Here is a 20975-nt window from a genome sequence, read left to right as displayed (position 1 = left end):
TTCAGCGGCGGATACGGGCCTGAAGGAAGGACACCACATCGGCGACCGGCAGCGCTTGCGCTTCGGACTCGGTACGGCTCTTGTATTCCAGGTTGCCTTCGGCAAGACCGCGGTCGCTGACCACGATCCGGTGAGGAATGCCGATCAGCTCCATGTCCGCGAACTTGATGCCCGGGCTGGTTTTCTTGTCGCGATCGTCCAGCAGCACTTCGAAACCGGCCGCAGTCAGTTCTGCGTACAGCTTGTCAGTGGCTTCGCGCACCTGCTCGGTTTCGTAACGCAGCGGTACCAGGGCGATCTGGAACGGCGCCAGGGTGTCGCTCCAGATGATGCCTTTTTCGTCGTTGTTCTGCTCGATGGCAGCAGCGACCACGCGGGACACGCCAATGCCGTAGCAACCCATTTCCAGGGTGACCGGCTTGCCGTTCTCGCCCAGCACTTCGCACTTCATCGCCTTGCTGTACTTGTTGCCCAGCTGGAAGATGTGCCCGACTTCGATGCCGCGCTTGATTTCCAGGGTGCCCTTGCCGTCCGGGCTTGGGTCGCCAGCGACCACGTTACGCAGGTCGGCAACGGTCGGAACCGGCAGATCACGCTCCCAGTTCACGCCGAAGTAGTGCTTGTCGTCGATGTTCGCACCGATGCCGAAGTCGCTCATCAGCTCGACCGAACGGTCGATGATGATTGGCAGCGGCAGGTTCAGCGGGCCGAGGGAGCCGGCGCCGGCGCCAATGGCGTCACGCAGTTCGGCGTCGGAAGCCATGACCAGCGGGCTGGCAACGCCTGGCTGCTGGGCGGCCTTGATTTCGTTGAGCTCGTGGTCGCCACGGATGACCAGGGCAATCAGCTTGCCTGGCTCTTCGGCGTGGACGATCAGGGTCTTGATGGTCTTTTCAATCGGCAGATTGAATTTTTCCACCAGTGCGGCAATGGTCTTGGTGTCTGGGGTATCGACCAGGCGCAGTTCTTCGGTCGGCGCTGGACGCGAGGTTTCCCGTGGCACGGCTTCGGCTTTCTCGATGTTCGCCGCATAGTCGGAGCCGTTGCTGAAGACGATATCGTCTTCGCCGGACTCGGCCAGCACGTGGAACTCGTGGGAACCGGCACCACCGATCGAACCGTTGTCGGCTTCAACCGGACGGAATTTCAGGCCCAGACGGGTGAACACGTTGCAGTACGCCTGATGCATGCGGTCGTAGGTGACCTGCAGCGAAGCCTGATCGGCGTGGAACGAGTAGGCGTCCTTCATGATGAATTCGCGGCCGCGCATCAAACCGAAGCGTGGGCGGATTTCGTCACGGAATTTGGTCTGGATCTGGTACAGGTTGATCGGCAGCTGCTTGTAGCTGCTCAACTCGTTGCGCATCAGATCGGTGATCACTTCTTCGTGGGTCGGGCCCGCGCAGAAGTCGCGACCGTGGCGGTCTTTGATGCGCAGCAGCTCAGGGCCGTATTCTTCCCAGCGCCCCGATTCCTGCCACAGCTCGGCCGGTTGGGTGCTCGGCATCAACACTTCAAGAGAACCGGCAGCGTTCATTTCTTCGCGAACGATGGCTTCAACCTTGCGCATGACCCGCAAGCCCATCGGCAGCCAGGTGTACAGGCCCGAAGCGAGTTTGCGAATCATGCCGGCGCGCAGCATCAGCTGGTGGCTGACGACGACCGCATCGGAAGGCGTTTCTTTCTGTGTGGCGAGCAAAAATTGACTGGTGCGCATGGTTGGCCGTTGTCGGTTGCTATGACTGGAAATGACGGAGCAGTGTACCGGCGAGAGTTGCCGACGTACAGGATTGCGCTCGGCGGTGAGGCTCAACGGCGGGATTCCTCCCGCCGTATGTGAAATGTCCTACGACTCTTCCACGACGGACGTCGGCAAAGGCTCGGGCGTTGGTGTCGGGCCTTCGCGGCGGTTTTCCTGGAACCAGTGCAGGGCGATCAGCAACAGGGTCGGAACACCGAGCAGCGCGGTGATCATGAAGAAGTTGTGATAACCGAACTTCTCGACCATCACCCCTGAGTAACCGCCGATCAGGCGCGGCAGCAACAGCATGATCGAGCTGAGCAGGGCGTACTGGGTTGCCGAGAACTTCAGGTTGGTCAGGCTCGACAGGTAGGCGACGAACGCCGAGGTCGCGAGCCCGGAACTGAAGTTGTCGAGGGAAATGGTCACCACCAGCATCTGCAGGTTCGGGCCCATGTCGGCCAGCATCACAAACAGCAGGTTGGTGGCGGCCGAGGCCGCGCCGCCGATGAACAGGATCGGCAGGATACCGAAACGCACGATCAGCAGGCCGCCCATGCCCGCGCCGACGAGGGTCATGATCAGGCCGAAAATCTTGCTGACGCTGGCAATCTGGTCCTTGGTGAAGCCCTGGTCGATGTAGAACACGTTGGCCATCACGCCCATCACCGTGTCGGACATCCGATAGGTGGCGATCAACCCTAGCAACAGCAGCGCCTGCCAGCGGTAGCGCACGATGAAGTCGTTGACCGGGGTCAGCACCGGCGCCAGGCCGCGACGGCCCATGGTCGACAGGCACAGGCCGGTCAGCAGCGTATAGAGGATGGCGCGCAGGAAGGCACGGTCTTCGAGCAGCAGGTCGAGCGGGCTCATGCTGCCGAACAGCACGCTGGCGAAATCAGTGTTGTACAGCTGGGTGAACATGGCCGGAACGGACACCAGCAGCACGATCAGCACGAACACCGAGGCCAGTTGATGCACGAAGCTGTAGCGGCCGGCCTGCAACTGTGTGCGCAGCGGCACCGGCGGTTCGCGCATCAGCAGCGAGGTCAGCAGGGCAGGGACCATCAATGCCCCGAACAGGGCGTAGGTGCCGGTCCAGGCCGAATGCTGATAGTTGAACCCGGTGGAACCGAAGCCCTCGGCGAAGAACAGCGCGCCCGCCGTGGCGAGCAGGGCGGCGACGCGATAACCGGACATGTAACTGGCGGCGAGCGCGGCCTGACGACTGTCGTCGGCGATCTCCAGGCGATAGGCATCGACCGCAATGTCCTGGGTCGCGGACGCGAAGGCGACGATGACTGCAATGGCGATCAGCCAGGACAGGTGTTTCTGCGGGTCACAGAAGCCCATGCCGATCAGGCCGAGGATCACCAGCGCCTGCGAGAGCACCAGCCACGAACGGCGGCGGCCCAGCTTGCCCAATAAAGGCAGGCGCCATTGGTCGAGCAACGGCGACCAGACCCATTTGAAGGCGTAGGCCAGGCCGATCAGGCTCGCGTAGCCGATGGTTTCACGGGCCACGCCGGCTTCACGCAGCCAGACTGAAAGCGTGGAAAATACCAGCATGTACGGCAGGCCGGCAGCGAAACCGAGCAACAACAGCACGAGCGTCGAAGGACTGGCATAGGCGGCGAGCGCGGCGCGCCAGGTTTTACGGGGCATGGGCTGAAGTCTGCCTCAAGATTGCGAAAACAAAGCGCGCACTCTAACCGCTGTGCTCTACCGGACGCCAGCCATGGCGCTGAATATCCACACGATTGTTCAGGACGGTGACCCCTTCAGCGCGCAAGCGTGCCCGTTGCTCGTCCCCTGAAGGACTGCCCAGCGGCAGGCTGAGCCGACCGCCGGCGCCCAGAACCCGGTGCCATGGCAGTCGCGTATCGGCGGGTAACTGGCTCAGGGTCCGGCCGACCCAGCGGGCGGCGCGCCCCAATCCCGCCAGTTCGGCCAACTGACCATAGCTGACGACTTTGCCTTCCGGCACTTGGGCGAGTGTCGAGTAGAGCACCGTGCGTCGGATTTGCGCTTCGCTGTCTGGCTCGCGGGGTGTGTCTGTCACGTGCGCAATTCCTGAACATGGGGTTGTTGATGAGGCCAAGCCTAATCCGTGATGTGCCCATTGAGAAATGAACTCAATGGAAATCGCCCGGTCAGTCCTTGTCACGGGCGTATTCCTACGGATAATGCCGACCTTTTTGTAATCCTGAGCCCTCGATCCGCTTATGTTGTCCAGAACCCTGCTGTGCCTTGCTGTCTTCAGCGCGTCCACGCCCCTGCTTGCCGATACCGTCTGGTTGAAGAACGGTGACAAGCTGAGCGGCAAAATTTCCCTGTTCGATGGCGGCAAACTGCTGATCCAGACCCAATACGCGGGTGCGGTCACGATCGACTGGAAGCAGGTCAAGACCCTGGAAAGTGATCAAGAGTTGTTGGTCAAACAGGACGCTTACAACGGCGAAAAAGCCAAATCACTGACCGCCGCCGAAGACGGCAAGGTCACCCTGGCCAATGGCGAAGCGCCGAAAACAGTGGAACTGGCGAGTATCCAGCAGATTCTCAAGCCTAAACCGGTGGTCGAGGATCTGGTCTGGAAAGGCAACGTCGGCCTGGCCCTGGATTATCAACGCGCCGAAAAAGACACCGACGACTACGACATCGACTTCAAGACCACGGCACGTCATGGCCGCTGGCGCCATACCGCCGAAGGCGAATACAACCGCGAAGTGCAGGACGAACAGGTCACCACCAATAACTGGCGCGCGGAATATTCCCTCGACCGCTTCCTCACCGACAAGTGGTTCTGGCAGGGTCGTCTGAACTACAAGCGTGACTTCGTCGAAGAGCTGTCGCGTCAGCGTGTGGTCGGTACCGGTCCGGGTTACCAGTTCTGGGATGACGAGTTGGGCGCCTTCTCGCTGGGTTCGCTGCTCAACCGTACCGATTACGAGTATAGCGATGGCGGCAAGGACAACTTCTACTCGGTCGCCATGAAGTGGGATTACAACCGCTACCTGATTGGCAAGAAAGTCGAGTTCTTCACCAATGGCGAATTGGGCAAGCCACTGTCTGACGTCGCCAACTACGCGCTGGATGCCGAGATGGGCCTGCGCTACAAGGTCACCGACTGGGCGTCGCTTAACCTCAAGGCCGAGCGCGACATCATCAGCGGCACCAGGGACGCGGATTTGAACAAGACCCGCTACACCGCAGGGTTTGGCGTGGCCTGGTAAGTCAACAGCAAAAGATCGCAGCCTTCGGCAGCTCCAACGGGATGTACATCAATCCTGTGCAGGCGCTGCCGAAGGCTGCGATCTTTTTTTGCGCCCGGAAAACAAGCGCCCACAAAAAAGCCCCGCTTTTGAGGGCGGGGCTCTTTTCTAAAGAAGCTACAAGTTAGATAACTTGTACTTCTTCAGCTTGCATGCCTTTCTGACCGCGGGTAGCGATGAAAGAAACCTGTTGGCCTTCTTTCAGGCTTTTGAAGCCGTCGGATTGGATAGCTTTGAAGTGAACGAACAGGTCGTCACCGGATTGTGGAGTGATGAAGCCGAAGCCTTTTTCATCGTTGAACCACTTAACGGTACCGGTTTGGCGATTAGACATGGTGTAACTCCTTGAACAAAGATAACTGCGACTCAGGAAGAACCCTGGCCGAGACTGAGTGCAAAGAGCAGGAAAAATTCTTGTAGATGGTTGGATCGAAATTCAACATATCGTGTAGAGATTCTCAGTGACACAAGCAACACAGTGGCGCCACCTTAACCCTTTTTCCGGAACGTGCCAATGTTTCTTGCGAAGGTTTCTCTGATTTAGGGATCGGCGGTGTGACAGTTCGTCGCCACAGCCCGTATTTCCGGCGTGTTCGGCGAGAATTGCAGCGCGCACTTTGAACCCGGCGGCGCGCCCGGTAAGATGCCGGACAGATTTTTTCCACCTCGCTATTCAGGACACCCGCCATGAGCATCAAATCGGACAAGTGGATTCGCCGCATGGCGCAGGAACACGGCATGATCGAGCCTTTCGTCGAGCGCCAGGTGCGTGGCAGCGACGACAGCCGTGTGATCTCCTACGGTGTGTCGAGCTACGGCTACGACGTGCGTTGCACCAACCACTTCAAGGTGTTCACCAACATCAATTCGGCGATCGTCGATCCGAAAAACTTCGACGCCGGCAGCTTTGTCGACATCCACAGCGACGTCTGCATCATTCCGCCAAACTCCTTCGCCCTGGCCAGCACCGTCGAATACTTCCGTATTCCGCGCAATGTCCTGACCATCTGCCTGGGTAAAAGCACCTACGCGCGTTGCGGCATCATCGTCAACGTCACCCCGCTCGAGCCAGAGTGGGAAGGCCACGTGACCCTGGAATTCTCCAACACCACCAACCTGCCGGCGAAAATCTACGCCAACGAAGGCGTGGCGCAGATGCTGTTCCTCGAATCCGACGAGCAATGCGAAGTTTCCTACAAGGACCGTGGCGGTAAATATCAGGGCCAGCGTGGCGTGACTCTGCCGCGTACCTGATCCATCCGGCAGTTCTCGGGAATTCTTTGGCGGGCAGACACTCTATGGGGTGTACTGCCCGTTTTTGCTTCTGCCAAAGCGGGCCTTCGCCGAGGAGGGTTCCATGAAGATCGATCCGCATATCACTGCCGAGCTGGCAAGGCTTGAGCCCAACCAGGTTGGCGTATTGGCCTGGTCGCTGCTGGCACACCCGTCTATTCACATGGCTGGCGGCATTCCCGGCCAGCCTGATCCCGATACCCCCAACGAACAACCGACCGAGCCTGGCGAGCCGACGCTGCCGGACGAACCGCCACCCGCGCCTGTCGCCTGATCGCTACCCCGACAATGGCCTGTCCGCTCTGGTTTGCCGAAGACCTCAGCTGACGGGCCATATTTCGTTATCGCCGATGACGAATATTCTGCACTGAAGGTCTTTCTCTACCTGATAGCCGCCGGTAAAGGCGCCAAAGGCCGGCAGCAGGCTCAACCGCTCACCCAGTCTGAAGCACGCCAGGCGCAAACTTTGCCGCCCCCGTCCATTGAGCCGATAAACCGGATGCACGTGCCCCGCCAGCACGTGGCGTTCGGGGTGTGGATCAGGTTCGTGTTGCAAGGCGAATGGCCCCAGCAGCAGCGGCTCGGGCACCACGCGGATGTTCAGCGATGCCGGTGGGTCGCCGGCGCGCTTGTCGTGGTTGCCGCGAATCAACGTCATCGGCAGATTCGCGTGACGTGCACGCCATTCGGCCAAGGCATTCAGTGTGCCCGCCGCATGCGAACCGGGGCCGTGCAGGAAGTCGCCGAGGAAAATCAGCTGCCGGCAAGGCAGCTTCGCCAGCAGACGGTCGAGCACCGCGATGTTCGCCGCCGTGGTGCCCAGCGGCACTGGCTGACCGAGGCTGCGATAGGCCGCGGCCTTGCCGAAGTGTACGTCGGCAATCAGAAGGGCCTCTTGCGCCGGCCAGTACAGGGCTTTTTCCGGCAGCAACCAGAGTTCTTCGCCCGCCAGACGCACCGGATAGCCGCTGCTCATCAGGCGTTACCCTTGTCGGCGGATTTCTCCAGGTCGCCGACCATGCGTCTGATGCGATCGGCGAGCTTTTCCGAGCTCATGCTTTCACGCATGCGCTCGACCAGCAGCGGAAAGCCCAACGGTGTAGGGCGTTTGATCAGGTGCAGGTCCAGTTTCATCCGGTTGATCCGTTCCAGTGTCTGTTCCAGACGACGAATATCCAGCTCTTCGCGCAGGACTTCTTCCCCGGCCTGGGCCAGCAGCAGGTTGTCGGCGTCGTATTGCTTGAAGACTTCAAAGAACAACCCGCTGGAGGCCTGCACCTGACGCGTGCTTTTCGGCGCGCCAGGGTAGCCGGCGAACACCAGCCCGGCGATCCGGGCAATTTCACGGAAGCGCCGCAGCGCCAGTTCTCCGGCATTGAGGCTGGCCAGTACATCGTCCAGCAGATGCAGCGGGCTGAGCAGCGCGGCATCGAGTTGCTCAGACCAGTCGACCGGCGTGGCGCAGAGCAATTCCAGGCCGTAATCGTTCACCGCGATCGAGAACGTCAGTGGCTGGCGCTGGCTCACGCGCCACGCCAACAGGCTGGCGAGCCCCAGATGCACCTGGCGGCCGGCAAACGGATAGAGGAACAGGTGCCAGCCCTCGCGGGACTTCAGTACTTCTGCCAGCAGGTTATGGGTGGTGGGCAGCCCCGACCAGCGCGCCTGGGTTTGCAGCAACGGTTGCAGCGCGTGCATTTCCGGTCCGGCAAATTCCCCCTGCGCAGCAGCACTGAAGCGGCTGACCACTGCGGCAGCCAGCTCGTTGGAGAGCGGCATGCGTCCACCATTCCAGCGCGGCACGGCGGCTTTTTTCGCCGTGCTGCGTTTGACGTAAGCGGTCATGTTTTCCACCCGCACCAACTCCAGCAGACGCCCGGCAAACAGAAAGCCGTCGCCCGGTTTCAGCCGCGCAATAAAGCCTTCTTCGACGCTGCCCAATTGCTTGCCGCCGCCACCCTTGCTCCAGAATTTCAGATTGATGCTCGCGTCGCTGACGATGGTGCCGATGCTCATGCGATGCCGGCGGGCGAGGCGTGCATCGGGTACGCGCCACACGCCGTGTTCGTCCGGCTCGACCCGGCGGTAATCCGGATAAGCCGTCAGAGAAAGTCCGCCGTGGCGTACGAATGCCAGTGCCCAGGCCCAATCCGCCGGCGTCAGGTCGCGATAGGCCCAGGCGCCACGGACTTCTTCGTACAGCTCCTCGGGAATAAAGCCACCGCCCAAGGCCATGCTGACCAGGTGTTGCACCAACACATCCAGTGGTTGGTGCGGCGACAGACGCGGTTCGATGCGCCGTTGCTCCACGGCATCGAGTGCGGCCACGGCTTCGATCAGCTCCAGGCTGTGGGTCGGCACCAGCGTCACCCGCGAGGTGCGGCCCGGCGCGTGACCGGAGCGCCCGGCCCGCTGCATCAGCCGCGCCACGCCTTTGGCCGAGCCGATCTGCAGCACCCGTTCCACCGGCAAGAAGTCCACGCCCAGATCCAGGCTCGAGGTGCAGACCACCGCTTTCAGCTGGCCGTTTTTCAACGCTTGCTCGACCCAGTCGCGGGTGTCACGGGACAGTGAGCTGTGGTGCAGCGCGATCAGCCCAGCCCAGTCTGGCCGTGCTTCGAGCAACGCCTGATACCAGATTTCCGACTGCGCGCGGGTGTTGGTGAACACCAGACTGCTGGCGCAGGCGTCCAGTTCAGCGACCACTTGCGGCAGCATCTTCAGGCCGATGTGCCCGGCCCAGGGAAATCGCTCGATGGCGGGTGGGATCAAGGTGTCGACCTGCAGCGTTTTGTCGCTTTGGCCCTGCACCGTCACGCCGCCGCCCTGTGGGATCAGTACCTGTTCGGCGTGGGATTGATTACCGAGTGTCGCGGAAACGCCCCACACGATCAGCTCGGGCTGCCAGTGGCGCAAGCGTGCCAGCGCCAGTTGCAGTTGCACGCCGCGCTTGTTGCCGAGCAGTTCGTGCCATTCATCGACGACGATCATGCGCAGGCTCGATAGCGCGGTTTTGGCATCGGCGCGGGCGAGCAGCAGGGTCAGGCTTTCCGGGGTGGTGATCAGTGTGGTTGGCAGGCGCCGGCCTTGACGGGCGCGTTCGGCGCTACTGGTGTCGCCGGTGCGCAGGCCGATGCTCCACGGAATCTGCAAGTCGCTGAGCGGCGCTTGCAGGGCTCGGGCGGTATCGGCGGCGAGGGCGCGCATCGGCGTGATCCACAACACGGTCAGTGGTTCGGCCGGGGCTTTGCGTTTTTGGGGGGCTGTGGCGGGTGGCTTCGTGCGGGCGAAGCGGTTGAGTGCCGCGAACCACACGGCGTAGGTTTTACCGGCGCCGGTGCTGGCGTGGAGCAACCCCGACTCACCGCGTTTGACGGCGGCCCACACCTGCTTTTGAAAGGCGAACGGCTTCCAGCCGCGTGCGCTGAACCAGGTTTTTGCGAGGTCGGGAAGTTTCGCCATGCCGGCTGCGCGCGCTCTGGAAGTGTTCTTCCAATGACCACGCCGACGTACGAAAGGTTTAAAAACACCGCAATCTCAATGTAGGAGCTGTCGCAGGCTGCGATCTTTTGATCTTCAAAGGCAACATCAAAAGATCGCAGCCTGCGGCAGCTCCTACAGGGGGATTCGCGGTTACTTGAGGTTACCGCTCAGGAACTGCTTCAGCCGCTCGCTCTTCGGGTTGCCCAGCACGTCTTCCGGCGCGCCTTCTTCTTCCACCAGCCCCTGATGCAGGAACAGCACCTGGCTGGACACCTTGCGTGCAAAACTCATTTCGTGCGTCACCATGATCATCGTCCGGCCTTCCTCGGCCAGCCCCTGAATCACTCGCAACACTTCGCCCACCAGCTCCGGGTCGAGTGCCGAGGTCGGTTCGTCGAACAGCATCACTTCCGGCTCCATCGCCAGCGCCCGGGCGATCGCCACCCGTTGTTGCTGGCCGCCGGAGAGAAACGCCGGGTACTGATCGGCGACCCGCGCCGGCAGGCCGACCTTGTCCAGGTAACGGCGGGCGCGGTCTTCGGCCTCCTGCTTGCTGCAGCCGAGCACCCGGCGCGGGGCCATGGTGATGTTTTCCAGCACGGTCATGTGGCTCCACAGGTTGAAGTGCTGGAATACCATCGCCAGGCGCGTGCGCAGGCGTTGCAGTTCATTCGGGTCGGCGACGTGCATGCCGTGGCGGTCGGTGACCATGCGGATCGCCTGGCCGTCCAGGCTCATGGCGCCGTCGTTGGGTTGTTCGAGGAAGTTGATGCAGCGCAGAAACGTGCTTTTGCCTGAGCCGCTGGCGCCGATCAGGCTGATCACGTCGCCAGTCTTGGCCTTGAGCGAAACGCCTTTGAGCACCTGATGGTCGCCATAGCTTTTGTGCAGGCCTTCAACGGTCAATTTGTACATGGGACAGACATCCTCAAGGCGAAAGTAGGTAGCCGCTGCGATAGGCTTCGGCGCCCGCCACGTGGGCGATCACCATGCCGGCAGTGGCCATGCGCCGCAGCGAGCGGGCGTACAGCAGGCCGGCGGCAGAGCAATGAATGGGGGTGACCCGGTCGTGGATCGGGTCGATGATTTCGGCAATCTGTTGTCCGGCCTGCAGGTATTGCCCGGCCGTGGCGGTGTACACCAGCAGGCCGCCCACCGGCGTGGTCACCGGTTCGACACCGGCCAGCGGCGTGGCGGGGAAGGGCAAGGGCGGCTGCGGCTTGGTCTCGCCGACGATTGCATCGAACTGGATCAGGTAATCGATCAGTGCCTGGCAATCACGGCTGGCCATCGGATGATTGACGTCGCCCTGGCCGCGCAATTCGACGGTCACCGAGAAACTGCCCAGCGGAATCTCGAAGTGTTCGCCAAAGCGCTCCTTCAGTTGCCACCACAGCAGGGTGAAGCATTCGTCGAACGACTGGCCGCCGGAATCGGTGGCCAGCAGGCTCGCCTGAGATTCGATGTAACGCGCCAGTGGCTCGACCTGCGGCCACGCCTCGGGGGTGGTATAGAGGTGCACCACGGATTCGAAATCGCAGTGCAAGTCCAGCACCATGTCGGCATCGCACGCCAGCCGTTGCAGGGTCAGGCGCTGGGATTGCAGTTGCGTGGCCGGTGTCTGGCGGGCGAGGGCGTTGCGCAGGCTGGCGCGGATCAGCTCAAGGTTGCGTTGCGGGTCAGCGCTCAGCTGGCCTTCGATGTCATTGCCGATTTCTTCGCTGAGGTCGATGAAACAGCGATTGAAATTCTGCCCGCTTTCCATCTCGTAGCGGCCCAGTGGCACGTCCATCAGCACTTGTTCGAGGCCGACCGGATTGGCCACCGGCACCAGCACGATCTGGCTGCGCAGGCGCCCGGCGGCTTCCAGCTCCGCCAGGCGCTGCTTGAGGTGCCAGGCCACGAGCATGCCGGGCATTTCGTCGGCATGCAGCGAGGACTGGATGTAGACCTTGCCTTGGGCCTGCTCCGGGCCGAAGTGGAAGCTGTGGATCTGTCGTGCGGTCCCCGGCACCGGGGCCAACAGGTCATGGATCTGGTGTCGCATTACAGGTTTTCCTAGTGGGACGGCCCGAGGAAGGCCAGCCATCGGCGTTCGGCGAGGCGGAACAGGCCGACCAGCGCAAAGGTAATGGTCAGGTAGATCAGCGCGGCGATGCCGAACGACTGGAAAGTCAGGTAGGTCGCCGAGTTGGCGTCCCGTGCGACTTTCAGGATGTCGGGAATGGTCGCGGTGAAGGCCACGGTGGTCGAGTGCAGCATCAGGATCACTTCGTTGCTGTAATACGGCAACGACCGGCGCAGCGCCGAGGGCATGATCACGTAGGCGTACAGCTTCCAGCCGGTCAGGCCATAGGCCTTGGCCGCTTCGACTTCGCCGTGGTTCATGCTGCGGATCGCCCCGGCGAAAATCTCCGTGGTGTAGGCGCAGGTGTTCAGGGCGAACGCCAGGATCGTGCAGTTCATCGCATCGCGAAAGAAACTGTCGAGCAGCGGCTGCTCACGCACGGCGGCGAGGCTGTAGATGCCGGTGTAGCAGATCAGCAACTGGATATACAGCGGCGTGCCCCGGAACAGGTAGGTGTAGAACTGCACCGGCCAGCGCACATAGAAGTGCGACGAGACTCGGGCAATCGACAGCGGGATCGACACCAGGAAACCGATGAAGATCGAGGCGCTGAGCAGCCACAGCGTCATCGCCAGCCCGGTGATGTTGGTGCCGTCGGTATAAAGGAAGGGTTTCCAGTATTCCTGCAGGAGTTCGATCATCGCACGGCCTCCCGTGCGCCCGCGGCGTAACGGCGCTCGAGCCAGCGCAGGATGACGTTCGAAGCACTGGTGATCAGCAGATAGATCAAGGCGGCGAGTACCAGGAAGTAGAACAGTTGATAGGTGCTTTTACCGGCGTCCTGCGCGGCTTTGACCAGGTCGGCCAGGCCGATGATCGACACCAGTGCGGTGGCCTTGAGCATCACCATCCAGTTGTTGCCGATGCCCGGCAGGGCGAAACGCATCATTTGCGGGAACACCACGAAGCGAAAGCGCTGGCCGCGTTTGAGGCCGTAGGCGGTCGCAGCTTCCACCTGACCGCGCGGCACGGCAAGGATCGCCCCACGGAAGGTTTCGGTGAAATACGCGCCATAGATGAAGCCCAGGGTGATCACCCCGGCGGTAAAGGAGTCGATTTCGATGTAGTCCCACTCCATGACATCGGTCAGGGCGGTCAGCCAGGTTTGCAGGCTGTAGAAGATCAACAGCATCAGCACCAGGTCCGGCACCCCGCGGATCAGCGTGGTGTAGAGCTGGGCAGGCAGGCGCAGCAGTTTGGATTTCGACAGTTTGGCACTGGCGCCCAAGAGGCCGAGCAACACGGCCACCAGCAGCGACAACGCCGACAATTTGATGGTCATCCAGGTGCCTTCCAACAGCAACGGGCCGAAGCCCTTGAGGCTGAAGGCGGAGAGCCCCAGATTTTGTAAGAGGTTTTCGAACATAAATCAGCAACCTGAGCGAACGGAAAAGGCGCCCATCGCGTGATGGGCGCCAGGGCATTATTTACCGCTGTACAGATTCAGATCGCCAAAGTGTTTCTTTTGAATCTCGGCGTATTTGCCGTCATCGTGTAACGCTTTGATACCTTTATCTAAAAGCGCCTTCAGGTCTTTGTTACCTTTCTTAATACCGACAGCGGTTTTGGCGGGCAGCAATTCGCTGTCGACCGGCTTGCTGACTTCGTAGTTGGCCCCATCAGGCGACTTCAAAAAGCCCAGTTCGGCTTGCAGCATGTCCTGGATCGAAGCGTCGAGGCGGCCGTTTTTCAGGTCGGCGTACACTTGGTCCTGGTTGGCGTAAGCCTGGATTTTCACCCCGGCCTTCTCCAGAACGGCCTTGGCGTAGGCTTCCTGGATGGTGCCTTGCTCGTAACCGACGGACTTGCCCTTGAGGGAAGCGACGTCATCGCTCAGGCCGGAACCCTTCTTGAACACGTAGGAAGTCGGGCCGGAGAACAGCTCGCTGGAGAAGTCGATCGCCTTTTCACGGGCCGGGGTCACGGTCATCGACGAGATCACACCGTCGAACTTGTTGGCGTTGAGGCCCGGAATCATGCCGTCGAAGTCGCTTTCAACCCATTTGCACTTGACCTTCAGCTCGGCGCAGATCGCGTTGCCCAGGTCGATGTCGAAGCCCACCAGGCTGCCGTCGGCCGCTTTCGACTCGAACGGTGCGTAGGAAGGATCAACGCCAAAACGCAGCTCTTTGTATTCCTTGGCCAGCGCGGAGCCGGCAGCCATGCACAACGCCAGTGCAGAAAGGGTCAGCAATGCTTTTTTCATTATTCAATCCCTAAGAACCAATATGAGCGCTTGTGGCGCAGAATTATTGTTACTGGAACGCGTACGACCTATAGAAAGTAGCAATTTCCGAACCAGAGTCCCGAACAAGTGTTTTAAAAGGTTGGGGGAGGGAGCAGCGAGAGGGATTGGTGCACGGAAATGGGCGGTGGGAATGGGCTGCACCATTTCGGGTCGTGTGCGGGATTTGTGGGCGTGAAATTTCCTGTGGCGAGGGAGCTTGCTCCCGCTCGGCTGCGCAGCAGTCGCAAACCTGTCAATGCCCTATGCAATGCCAGGGAGTGCTGCGCCCTCCAGCGGGAGCAAGCTCCCTCGCCACAGGATTTCATTCAGTTAAAAGTGATAAATGTCCCGGGAAACCGGGTCAGACCAGCAAGTCCTGCAGTGTCGCCAGGCTATCGGCCTCATCCACGCTCTTGTCCTGGCGCCAGCGCAGCATCCTCGGAAAGCGCACGGCAATGCCGCTCTTGTGCCGTCGCGACAGGGCGATGCCTTCGAAACCCAACTCGAACACCAGGCTCGGCTTGACGCTGCTGACCGGGCCGAATTTTTCCACGGTGGTCTTGCGCACAATGCTGTCGACCTGGCGCATTTCCTCATCGGTCAGCCCCGAATAAGCCTTGGCGAACGGCACCAGCGCTCGTTGGCTGGAGTCGGGCGGGCCGTCCCATACCGCGAAGGTGTAATCGCTGTACAGACTGGCCCGGCGGCCATGCCCGCGCTGCGCGTAGATCAACACCGCATCGACGCTGAACGGGTCGACCTTCCACTTCCACCACACGCCCATGTCCTTGGTCCGGCCCACGCCATACAGCGCATCGCGGGCTTTGAGCATCATGCCCTCGACCCCCAGCCGGCGCGAGGCTTCACGCTGGCGCGCGAGGTCGAACCAGTCGCTGCCGGTGAGAACCGGTGAGGGCAGTAACACCGGGTTGTTACCGTGGGCGATGACCTGTTCCAGTTGCGCGCGCCGTTCGGCTTGCGGGCGGTTGCGCCAGTCTTCGCCTTGCCATTCCAGCAAGTCGTAGGCGAGCACTACCACGGGCAGATCTTCGAGGATCTTTTTATCGAGGGTCTTGCGGCCGATGCGTTGCTGCAGCAGGGCGAACGGTTGCACCGCCGGTGGCGTTGTCGATTGCGGATCGAAGGCGTCTTCGGTGGTCGGGTGGGTGCTTTTCCAGACCACGATCTCGCCGTCGATCACCGTTCCATCGGGCAAGCTGTGCACCAGTGTGTCGAACTCGGGGAACCGTTCAGTGACCAGCTCTTCGCCGCGCGACCAGACCCACAATCGCCCCTCACGCTTGACCACCTGCGCCCGGATGCCATCCCACTTCCACTCCACCTGCCAATTGCTTGCCGGCCCCAACAGCCCTTCAAATTCCTCGACCGATTGCGACAAGCCATGGGCGAGGAAGAACGGGTAGGGCTGGCCGCCACGTTGTGCGTGTTCGTCGGCGGACTCCGGTGCGATCAGTTTCAGGTAGCTGGCGGCGTTCGGCCGGTTCGACAGGTCGGTGTAACCCACCAGGCGCTGCGCCACGCGTTTGCTGTCGAGGCTGGCCATCGACGCCAGAGCGCGGGTGACCAGCAGTTTCGACACGCCGACGCGAAAGCTACCAGTGATCAATTTGATGCACAGCATCAGGCTCGGCCGATCCAGCTGCGCCCACAGCGCCGGCAACTGGCGGGCGAGGTATTCCGGGGTTTCACCGCGCAGCGGCAGCAGTTTGTCTTCGATCCATTCGGCCAGGCCGGCTTCGGAACTGTGCGGGTTTTCCGGCAGCACCAACGAAATGGTCTCGGCCAGATCGCCGACCGCCTGGTAGCTCTCTTCGAACAACCAGGGTTCAAGCCCCGAGACGTCGACGGCCAATTCGCGCAGGGTGCGCACCGGCACCAGTTGCCGCGGGCGACCGCCGGACAGAAAGTACACCGCCCACGCCGCGTCCTGCGGTGCAGCCTGGGCGAAGTAGTTTTGCATGGCCGCCAGTTTGGCGTTGCTGGACGTCGTGGCGTCGAGTTCGGCGTACAACTCGGCGAACGCTTTCATGCTTGCACCTCGGCAATAACCGGTTCGGCGTCGATGTTTTCCTCCTCATCGTCGCCGTATTCGGTGGTGAACCCCTGGGCATCCAGACCTTGTTCGCGCAGATGACGGACCAGTACCCCGATCGAGCCGTGGGTGACCATCACCCGTTCGGCGCCAGTCTGTTCGATGGCCCAGAGCAGACCGGGCCAGTCGGCGTGATCCGACAGCACGAAGCCACGATCCACCCCGCGCCGCCGGCGAGTGCCACGCAGACGCATCCAGCCGCTGGCGAAGGCGTCGCTGAACTCACCGAAACGCCGCATCCAGGTGCTGCCACCGGCCGAGGGCGGAGCGATGACCAAGGCCTGACGCATGATCGGGTCTGACTTTTTCACGTCGCCGGCGTAGATCGTCGGCGGCAGATAAACCCCGGCCTCGCGGTAGACCCGGTTCAGCGGTTCGACCGCGCCATGACTGAGGATCGGCCCGAGGCTGGCGTCGATGCCATGCAGAATCCGCTGGGCCTTGCCGAACGAATAGCAGAACAACACGCTGGCCTTGCCGGCGGCGATGTTCGCCTGCCACCACTGGTTGATTTCGCTGAACACCTGCGCCTGCGGCTGCCAGCGATAAATCGGCAGGCCGAAGGTCGATTCGGTGATGAAGGTGTGGCAACGCACCGGTTCGAATGGCGCGCAGGTGCCATCGGGTTCGATCTTGTAGTCGCCGGAAGCGACCCAGACTTCGCCGCCGTATTCCAGGCGCACCTGGGACGAACCGAGCACGTGGCCGGCAGGATGAAAGCTCAGGGTCACCCCGTGGTGGGTCAGGCGCTGGCCGTAGGCGAGGGTCTGCAGGTTGATGTCCTGCCCCAGGCGTGCGCGCAAGATCCCTTCGCTGGCGCTGCTTGCCAGATAGTGCTGGTTGCCGGTTCGCGCGTGATCGCCGTGGGCATGGGTGATCACCGAACGCTCGACCGGGCGCCACGGATCAATATAGAAATCCCCGGCGGGGCAGTACAAACCTTCGGGGCGGGCAATAACAAGGTCCATGTCGTTACCAGAATGGAGGACTTGTTAGCTAAGAGGCTGGTGCGGGTCTGGAAGTTCTATCGATTTTTTTCAGGGCGACACTGCGCCCATGTAGGAGTGAGCCTGCTCGCGATCGCGTTACATCAGTGACTTTTTCAGAAACTGGCACACCGCGATCGCGAGCAGGCTCACTCCTACAAGGGGGCTGCGCTTATTTGCCCGGCGTCAGGGTCAAGCGCGTCTTGCCATACACCCGGTCAAAGTTCTGCGGCTGCATCGGCAAGCCGATGTACTGGCCCTTGAGCCAGGCATCGATGCCGTTAAGGTAGTTCGGGCTGGCCGGGTTGCCGGACTGGCCGGTGCCGTTCTGCCCCATCAGCGGCTCGGTCTGGCTGAAGTCGACGATGAAACGCATCGACGGCGCGCGCGTAGTGTTGAAATCTTTACCCCAGGCAAACGCCGCGGTATTGAGCGTGGTGTGATCGCCGCCGGCTGCCAGTGGGCCGCGAACGGTCTGGCCGCTGGCGTTTTTCCACGTGTAGCCATGCAGTTTGCCCCACTGCCAGGCCTTGTGATCGCCACCCAACTGGCTGTCGCCGGCGCTGATCGCTGCCGCCAGGCTGCGGGCGAGGATCACCGCTTTGTCTTCTTTCTGCGGGGTGCGGATGTCATCCCAGAACGGGCTGTCTTCGCGACCGAGCAGGTGGTCGGCTTGTGCTGCGTAGGACAGGTCGCCATTGGCGATAAAGGCTTTCCACGCCGGGCTCGACTCGGGGCCGAGCTCGTCGAGGAAGATCTGTTTCATGCTTTCTTGCAGGAACAGTTCGTAGATCGCCGCATCGGCCGACGTCGGGCTGAGTTTGCCGTCGAACGCCATCAACCGGCTGAACGCCTCACGGGCCTTGCTGCGATCGGCTTCCGGCAGGGCGTCGATCGCCTGTTTCAGCGGCTGCTTCATGCCCGGGGCTTCAAACATTTTCTTCAGCTTGGCGGCAAATGTCGTGGTCTGGTCGTACTGCATGGCGATCACGCTGCGCCCGTCCTGTTTGCCGCTGCCGGCCAGTTCTGCCAGGCGCTCGCCACGCTCCGGCGCGGCCCAGGAGTTGGACAGCTGCATGCCGTAGCCGTGAGGAATCACCCGCTGGTTGGCGGTGCCGAGCCAGCCTTGGCTCGGGTCTTGATCGTACGGGTGCAGCATCGGGTCGGCGTAACCGTCCCAATCGTAGCGACCTTCCCAGCCCGGCGATGGCAGCAGGCCTTCGCCTTCGCGGCGGTTGGGGAAACGCCCGGTGACTTGCCAGCCGATGTTGCTGGCGTCGGCGAACACCATGTTCAGGGCGATGGCGCGGATCTCGCGACTGGCGTCCGAGGCGCGTTCAACGTTCTGTGCGCGGGTCAGGTCAAAAAACGCGTCCAGCGATTTGTCGTCGGTGAAGCTCGGTGTTTGCAGGGCGAGGCCAAAGCCATTGCCCTGCGCCGCAGCCTGGGCACTGTTGAGCAGCGCACCGTGGCGGGTTTCGTACACCGCTTCGCGAATCGGCCGCTGGCCTTTGACGAAATAGGTTTCGTTGCGCACGCCCAGCGGCTGCCATTTACCATTGACCTCATAGGTCAGGCTGCTGCCCTGACGGCGGATTTTTTCCAGGAACAGGTCCTGGTTGTCACCGAGCACGCTGGTGGCGCTCCAGGCGACTTTGCCGTTGAAGCCGCCGAGGACCATCGGCAGACCGGCGATGGTGACGCCGGCGGCCTGATATTTCGGCGCGCGGATCTGCACGAAGGTCCACAGCGACGGCGCCGTCAGTGGGCCATGGCTGTCGCTGGCGAGAATGCTCTTGCCATTGCGGCTGCGTTGCGGGGCGATGGCCCAGTTGTTCGAGGTGCTGGTGCCCAGCGGATTCACTGCGGCCAATTGTTGACTGGCGTTGCTCAACTCGCTGAGGCCAGGGATCTGCCCGTTGAGTTTGAGGCCTTGCAGTTTGTCGGCTTCGGCCAGCGGCAGGTTCTCGTCCGGTGCGGACGGGGTCAGCCAGGCGAGTTTGTCGGTGGTCACGGTTTGCGCCAGCACCAGGGAGGCGATCTCTTCCGGCAGGTTGGCCGACTGGCTGAAGTTCAGCAGCGCGAAGATCAGCGCCGAATCTTCCGGTTTCCAGTATTCAGGCTTGTAGCCGCTGGAGGCGAGGTCGCCCGGCAGTTTGTCGGCATAGCGGAACAGGTAAGCGTTGACGCCCCGCGCATAGACTTCGAAGAACCGCTTGAGCCGTGGCGACGAGGCCTTGTACAGCTCGTCGGCGCTTTTCTTCAGGTTGACTGCGCGCATGTAGCGGTCGGCGTCGAGCATCGACGCGCCGGACATTTCCGCCAGACGGCCCTGAGCCAACAGGCGCAGGGTGACCATCTGATTGATGCGGTCGCTGGCATGCACGTAACCGAGGGTGAACAGCGCGTCGTGGAAGCTGTTGCTTTCGATCAACGGCATGCCCATGGCGTTGCGGCGGACCGAAACGTTCTGCGCCAGGCCCTTTAGCGGTTGCACGCCGGAGGTCGGCGGGAGGGTGTCCTGAGCGTTCCAGGTCTGGCAACCGGACAGGCTCAAGACACCGGCCACTGCTGCGGCAACGCCGAACCGGGGAAGAAAATGTGTAAGGGCTGGCGAGGCCATGGCAAAGCTCCTGCGGGGGTGTAGAGGCTGGGGGCGCAATAAAGCCGCTACGTTAGTGAGCAGGCGGTGGCCGCGCAAGCGGGGCGAGTGGTTATTTCTGTATTTGTCTGACCAACAGCCAATCAGCAGAGAGAGCAGTGCTTTTGTGGCGAGGGAGCTTGCTCCCGCTCGGCTGCGCAGCGGTCGTTATCCAGGCTGCGCATTTTTCTGATAAATCGCGGCGAACAGTCTGGGAGCGCTTCGCACTCCAGCGGGAGCAAGCTCCCTCGCCACAAAAAGGGTTCATCCAAATATCAGGATTTCGGCGGGTTGGCATACGTGTTCACCGTCGCCGGGTGATCGTTGATTGGGTTGAACCAGCCCTTGCTCACCCTGTGGCGATGATGCTGAAGTGCGGGAAATTCAATGACCCTGCGTGAGACACATCGCCATGGAGCTTCAGACCAACGCCGCACTGATCATCATCGACCAGCAACAAGGCATTCTGGAACCGCGCCTGGGGCGGCGGAATAACCCGCAGGCCGAAGAACGCATGCTCGATTTGCTGGGGGCATGGCGCAGCAGTGGGCGACCGGTGATTCATGTGCAGCATCTGTCGCATTCGCCGCAGTCGGTGTTCTGGCCCGAGCAGCCGGGCGTGGAGTTTCAGCCGCGGTTTGCGCCACAGAAGGGCGAGTGGCTGATTCAGAAGCGCGTACCGGATGCGTTCTGTGCCACGGGACTGGAAGCGCAGTTGCGTGAGGAGGGAATCGGGCAATTGATCATGGTAGGTGTGGCGACTAACAACTCGGTGGAGTCCACGGCGCGCACGGCCGGCAATCTGGGGTTTGAGGCGTGGGTGGTGGAGGATGCGTGCTTCACCTTCGACAAGGCCGATTATTTCGGCACGCCGCGTTCAGCCGAAGAGGTGCACGGGATGTCGCTGGGGAATTTGCACGGGGAGTATGCGACGGTGAGCAGCGCTGCGCAGATTCTGGCGGCCGGCTGAAGGTTTTTGGTGAATGTACCGTCGGTATCGCGAGCAGGCTCACTCCTACAGTTGAACGCATTTCAATTGTAGGAGTGAGCCTGCTCGCGATAACGATGTTTCAGGCGAAGAAGGACTTCGC

18 protein-coding genes are annotated in these 20975 nt (G+C 61.6%); 4 read left to right on the top strand and 14 right to left on the bottom strand.

The window, feature by feature from the left end; genetic code table 11:
* Position 1: 1 nt before the first annotated feature.
* The 3 genes from HBN98_RS02575 to HBN98_RS02565 form a co-directional block, all read right to left on the bottom strand.
* Complete coding sequence (locus HBN98_RS02575; protein ID WP_064586282.1) at positions 2–1717, bottom strand: proline--tRNA ligase; 1716 nt, start codon at positions 1715–1717, stop codon at positions 2–4.
* Positions 1718–1846: 129 nt separating this feature from the next.
* Positions 1847–3406, bottom strand: coding sequence for an AmpG family muropeptide MFS transporter (locus HBN98_RS02570; RefSeq protein WP_083366824.1), 1560 nt, complete (start codon positions 3404–3406; stop codon positions 1847–1849).
* Positions 3407–3449: 43 nt separating this feature from the next.
* Entirely contained in the window at positions 3450–3812 is a 363-nt protein-coding gene (locus HBN98_RS02565) for an MGMT family protein (protein ID WP_373292943.1), read from the bottom strand.
* Positions 3813–3966: 154 nt separating this feature from the next.
* On the opposite strand from HBN98_RS02565, the gene HBN98_RS02560 reads away from it, so the two are divergent.
* A complete protein-coding gene (locus HBN98_RS02560; RefSeq protein WP_064586288.1) occupies positions 3967–4974 on the top strand; it encodes a DUF481 domain-containing protein in 1008 nt (335 codons plus the stop codon).
* Between the two features lie 163 nt (positions 4975–5137).
* Here HBN98_RS02560 and HBN98_RS02555 read toward each other — a convergent pair whose 3' ends face one another.
* Positions 5138–5347 carry a cold-shock protein gene (locus HBN98_RS02555; RefSeq protein WP_002554837.1) on the bottom strand — a complete coding sequence of 70 codons (210 nt, stop codon included), beginning with the start codon at positions 5345–5347 and terminating at the stop codon, positions 5138–5140.
* A gap of 353 nt (positions 5348–5700) precedes the next feature.
* On the opposite strand from HBN98_RS02555, the gene dcd reads away from it, so the two are divergent.
* Both dcd and HBN98_RS02545 read left to right on the top strand, forming a co-directional pair.
* Positions 5701–6267, top strand: coding sequence for a dCTP deaminase (gene dcd / locus HBN98_RS02550; RefSeq protein WP_003222308.1), 567 nt, complete (start codon positions 5701–5703; stop codon positions 6265–6267).
* A 103-nt stretch (positions 6268–6370) separates the two neighbouring features.
* A complete protein-coding gene (locus HBN98_RS02545) occupies positions 6371–6580 on the top strand; it encodes a hypothetical protein (RefSeq protein ID WP_064586289.1) in 210 nt (69 codons plus the stop codon).
* Positions 6581–6625: 45 nt separating this feature from the next.
* Here HBN98_RS02545 and pdeM read toward each other — a convergent pair whose 3' ends face one another.
* The 10 genes from pdeM to HBN98_RS02495 form a co-directional block, all read right to left on the bottom strand.
* A complete protein-coding gene (pdeM, locus tag HBN98_RS02540) occupies positions 6626–7282 on the bottom strand; it encodes a ligase-associated DNA damage response endonuclease PdeM (protein WP_083366823.1) in 657 nt (218 codons plus the stop codon).
* A complete protein-coding gene (locus HBN98_RS02535; protein WP_083366822.1) occupies positions 7282–9768 on the bottom strand; it encodes a ligase-associated DNA damage response DEXH box helicase in 2487 nt (828 codons plus the stop codon). The genes pdeM and HBN98_RS02535 overlap by 1 nt, the downstream gene beginning before the upstream one ends.
* A gap of 171 nt (positions 9769–9939) precedes the next feature.
* Positions 9940–10704 (bottom strand): ABC transporter ATP-binding protein, encoded by a 765-nt coding sequence (locus HBN98_RS02530; protein WP_003222314.1) that lies wholly within the window; start codon positions 10702–10704, stop codon positions 9940–9942.
* Between the two features lie 13 nt (positions 10705–10717).
* On the bottom strand, positions 10718–11836 hold the full coding sequence (locus HBN98_RS02525) for a succinylglutamate desuccinylase/aspartoacylase family protein (protein WP_083366821.1): 1119 nt from the start codon (positions 11834–11836) through the stop codon (positions 10718–10720).
* A gap of 11 nt (positions 11837–11847) precedes the next feature.
* Positions 11848–12558, bottom strand: coding sequence for an ABC transporter permease (locus HBN98_RS02520; RefSeq protein WP_083366820.1), 711 nt, complete (start codon positions 12556–12558; stop codon positions 11848–11850).
* Positions 12555–13283: an ABC transporter permease gene (locus HBN98_RS02515; protein WP_003222319.1), complete on the bottom strand. Its 729-nt coding sequence runs from the start codon at positions 13281–13283 to the stop codon at positions 12555–12557. The genes HBN98_RS02520 and HBN98_RS02515 overlap by 4 nt, the downstream gene beginning before the upstream one ends.
* 57 nt (positions 13284–13340) lie before the next feature.
* On the bottom strand, positions 13341–14123 hold the full coding sequence (locus HBN98_RS02510) for a transporter substrate-binding domain-containing protein (RefSeq protein ID WP_064586299.1): 783 nt from the start codon (positions 14121–14123) through the stop codon (positions 13341–13343).
* Between the two features lie 382 nt (positions 14124–14505).
* Positions 14506–16194 (bottom strand): ATP-dependent DNA ligase, encoded by a 1689-nt coding sequence (locus HBN98_RS02505; protein WP_083366819.1) that lies wholly within the window; start codon positions 16192–16194, stop codon positions 14506–14508.
* Positions 16191–17225, bottom strand: coding sequence for a ligase-associated DNA damage response exonuclease (locus HBN98_RS02500; RefSeq protein ID WP_064586302.1), 1035 nt, complete (start codon positions 17223–17225; stop codon positions 16191–16193). Before HBN98_RS02500 ends, HBN98_RS02505 begins: the two co-directional genes overlap by 4 nt.
* Positions 17226–17415: 190 nt before the next feature.
* Positions 17416–19866 (bottom strand): penicillin acylase family protein, encoded by a 2451-nt coding sequence (locus HBN98_RS02495; RefSeq protein WP_083366818.1) that lies wholly within the window; start codon positions 19864–19866, stop codon positions 17416–17418.
* A 430-nt stretch (positions 19867–20296) separates the two neighbouring features.
* On the opposite strand from HBN98_RS02495, the gene HBN98_RS02490 reads away from it, so the two are divergent.
* The gene (locus HBN98_RS02490) at positions 20297–20854 is read left to right on the top strand and encodes a cysteine hydrolase family protein (protein WP_083366817.1); all 558 of its coding nucleotides are present in this window, start codon (positions 20297–20299) and stop codon (positions 20852–20854) included.
* The last annotated feature ends 121 nt before the right edge of the window (positions 20855–20975 follow it).

This window comes from Pseudomonas koreensis, assembly GCF_012986595.1.
GTDB classification, from domain to species: domain Bacteria; phylum Pseudomonadota; class Gammaproteobacteria; order Pseudomonadales; family Pseudomonadaceae; genus Aquipseudomonas; species Aquipseudomonas koreensis.
This window is presented reverse-complemented; position numbering and strand designations above follow the sequence as displayed.

Bases quoted from the DNA above. Each gene is read 5' to 3' on its own strand.
- HBN98_RS02575 (WP_064586282.1), bottom strand. From the start codon at position 1,717: ATGCGCACCAGTCAATTTTTGCTCGCCACACAGAAAGAAACGCCTTCC.
- HBN98_RS02570 (WP_083366824.1), bottom strand. From the start codon at position 3,406: ATGCCCCGTAAAACCTGGCGCGCCGCGCTCGCCGCCTATGCCAGTCCT.
- HBN98_RS02560 (WP_064586288.1), top strand. From the start codon at position 3,967: ATGTTGTCCAGAACCCTGCTGTGCCTTGCTGTCTTCAGCGCGTCCACG.
- HBN98_RS02555 (WP_002554837.1), bottom strand. From the start codon at position 5,347: ATGTCTAATCGCCAAACCGGTACCGTTAAGTGGTTCAACGATGAAAAA.
- dcd (WP_003222308.1), top strand. From the start codon at position 5,701: ATGAGCATCAAATCGGACAAGTGGATTCGCCGCATGGCGCAGGAACAC.
- HBN98_RS02545 (WP_064586289.1), top strand. From the start codon at position 6,371: ATGAAGATCGATCCGCATATCACTGCCGAGCTGGCAAGGCTTGAGCCC.
- pdeM (WP_083366823.1), bottom strand. From the start codon at position 7,282: ATGAGCAGCGGCTATCCGGTGCGTCTGGCGGGCGAAGAACTCTGGTTG.
- HBN98_RS02535 (WP_083366822.1), bottom strand. From the start codon at position 9,768: ATGGCGAAACTTCCCGACCTCGCAAAAACCTGGTTCAGCGCACGCGGC.
- HBN98_RS02530 (WP_003222314.1), bottom strand. From the start codon at position 10,704: ATGTACAAATTGACCGTTGAAGGCCTGCACAAAAGCTATGGCGACCAT.
- HBN98_RS02525 (WP_083366821.1), bottom strand. From the start codon at position 11,836: ATGCGACACCAGATCCATGACCTGTTGGCCCCGGTGCCGGGGACCGCA.
- HBN98_RS02520 (WP_083366820.1), bottom strand. From the start codon at position 12,558: ATGATCGAACTCCTGCAGGAATACTGGAAACCCTTCCTTTATACCGAC.
- HBN98_RS02515 (WP_003222319.1), bottom strand. From the start codon at position 13,283: ATGTTCGAAAACCTCTTACAAAATCTGGGGCTCTCCGCCTTCAGCCTC.
- HBN98_RS02510 (WP_064586299.1), bottom strand. From the start codon at position 14,123: ATGAAAAAAGCATTGCTGACCCTTTCTGCACTGGCGTTGTGCATGGCT.
- HBN98_RS02505 (WP_083366819.1), bottom strand. From the start codon at position 16,194: ATGAAAGCGTTCGCCGAGTTGTACGCCGAACTCGACGCCACGACGTCC.
- HBN98_RS02500 (WP_064586302.1), bottom strand. From the start codon at position 17,225: ATGGACCTTGTTATTGCCCGCCCCGAAGGTTTGTACTGCCCCGCCGGG.
- HBN98_RS02495 (WP_083366818.1), bottom strand. From the start codon at position 19,866: ATGGCCTCGCCAGCCCTTACACATTTTCTTCCCCGGTTCGGCGTTGCC.
- HBN98_RS02490 (WP_083366817.1), top strand. From the start codon at position 20,297: ATGGAGCTTCAGACCAACGCCGCACTGATCATCATCGACCAGCAACAA.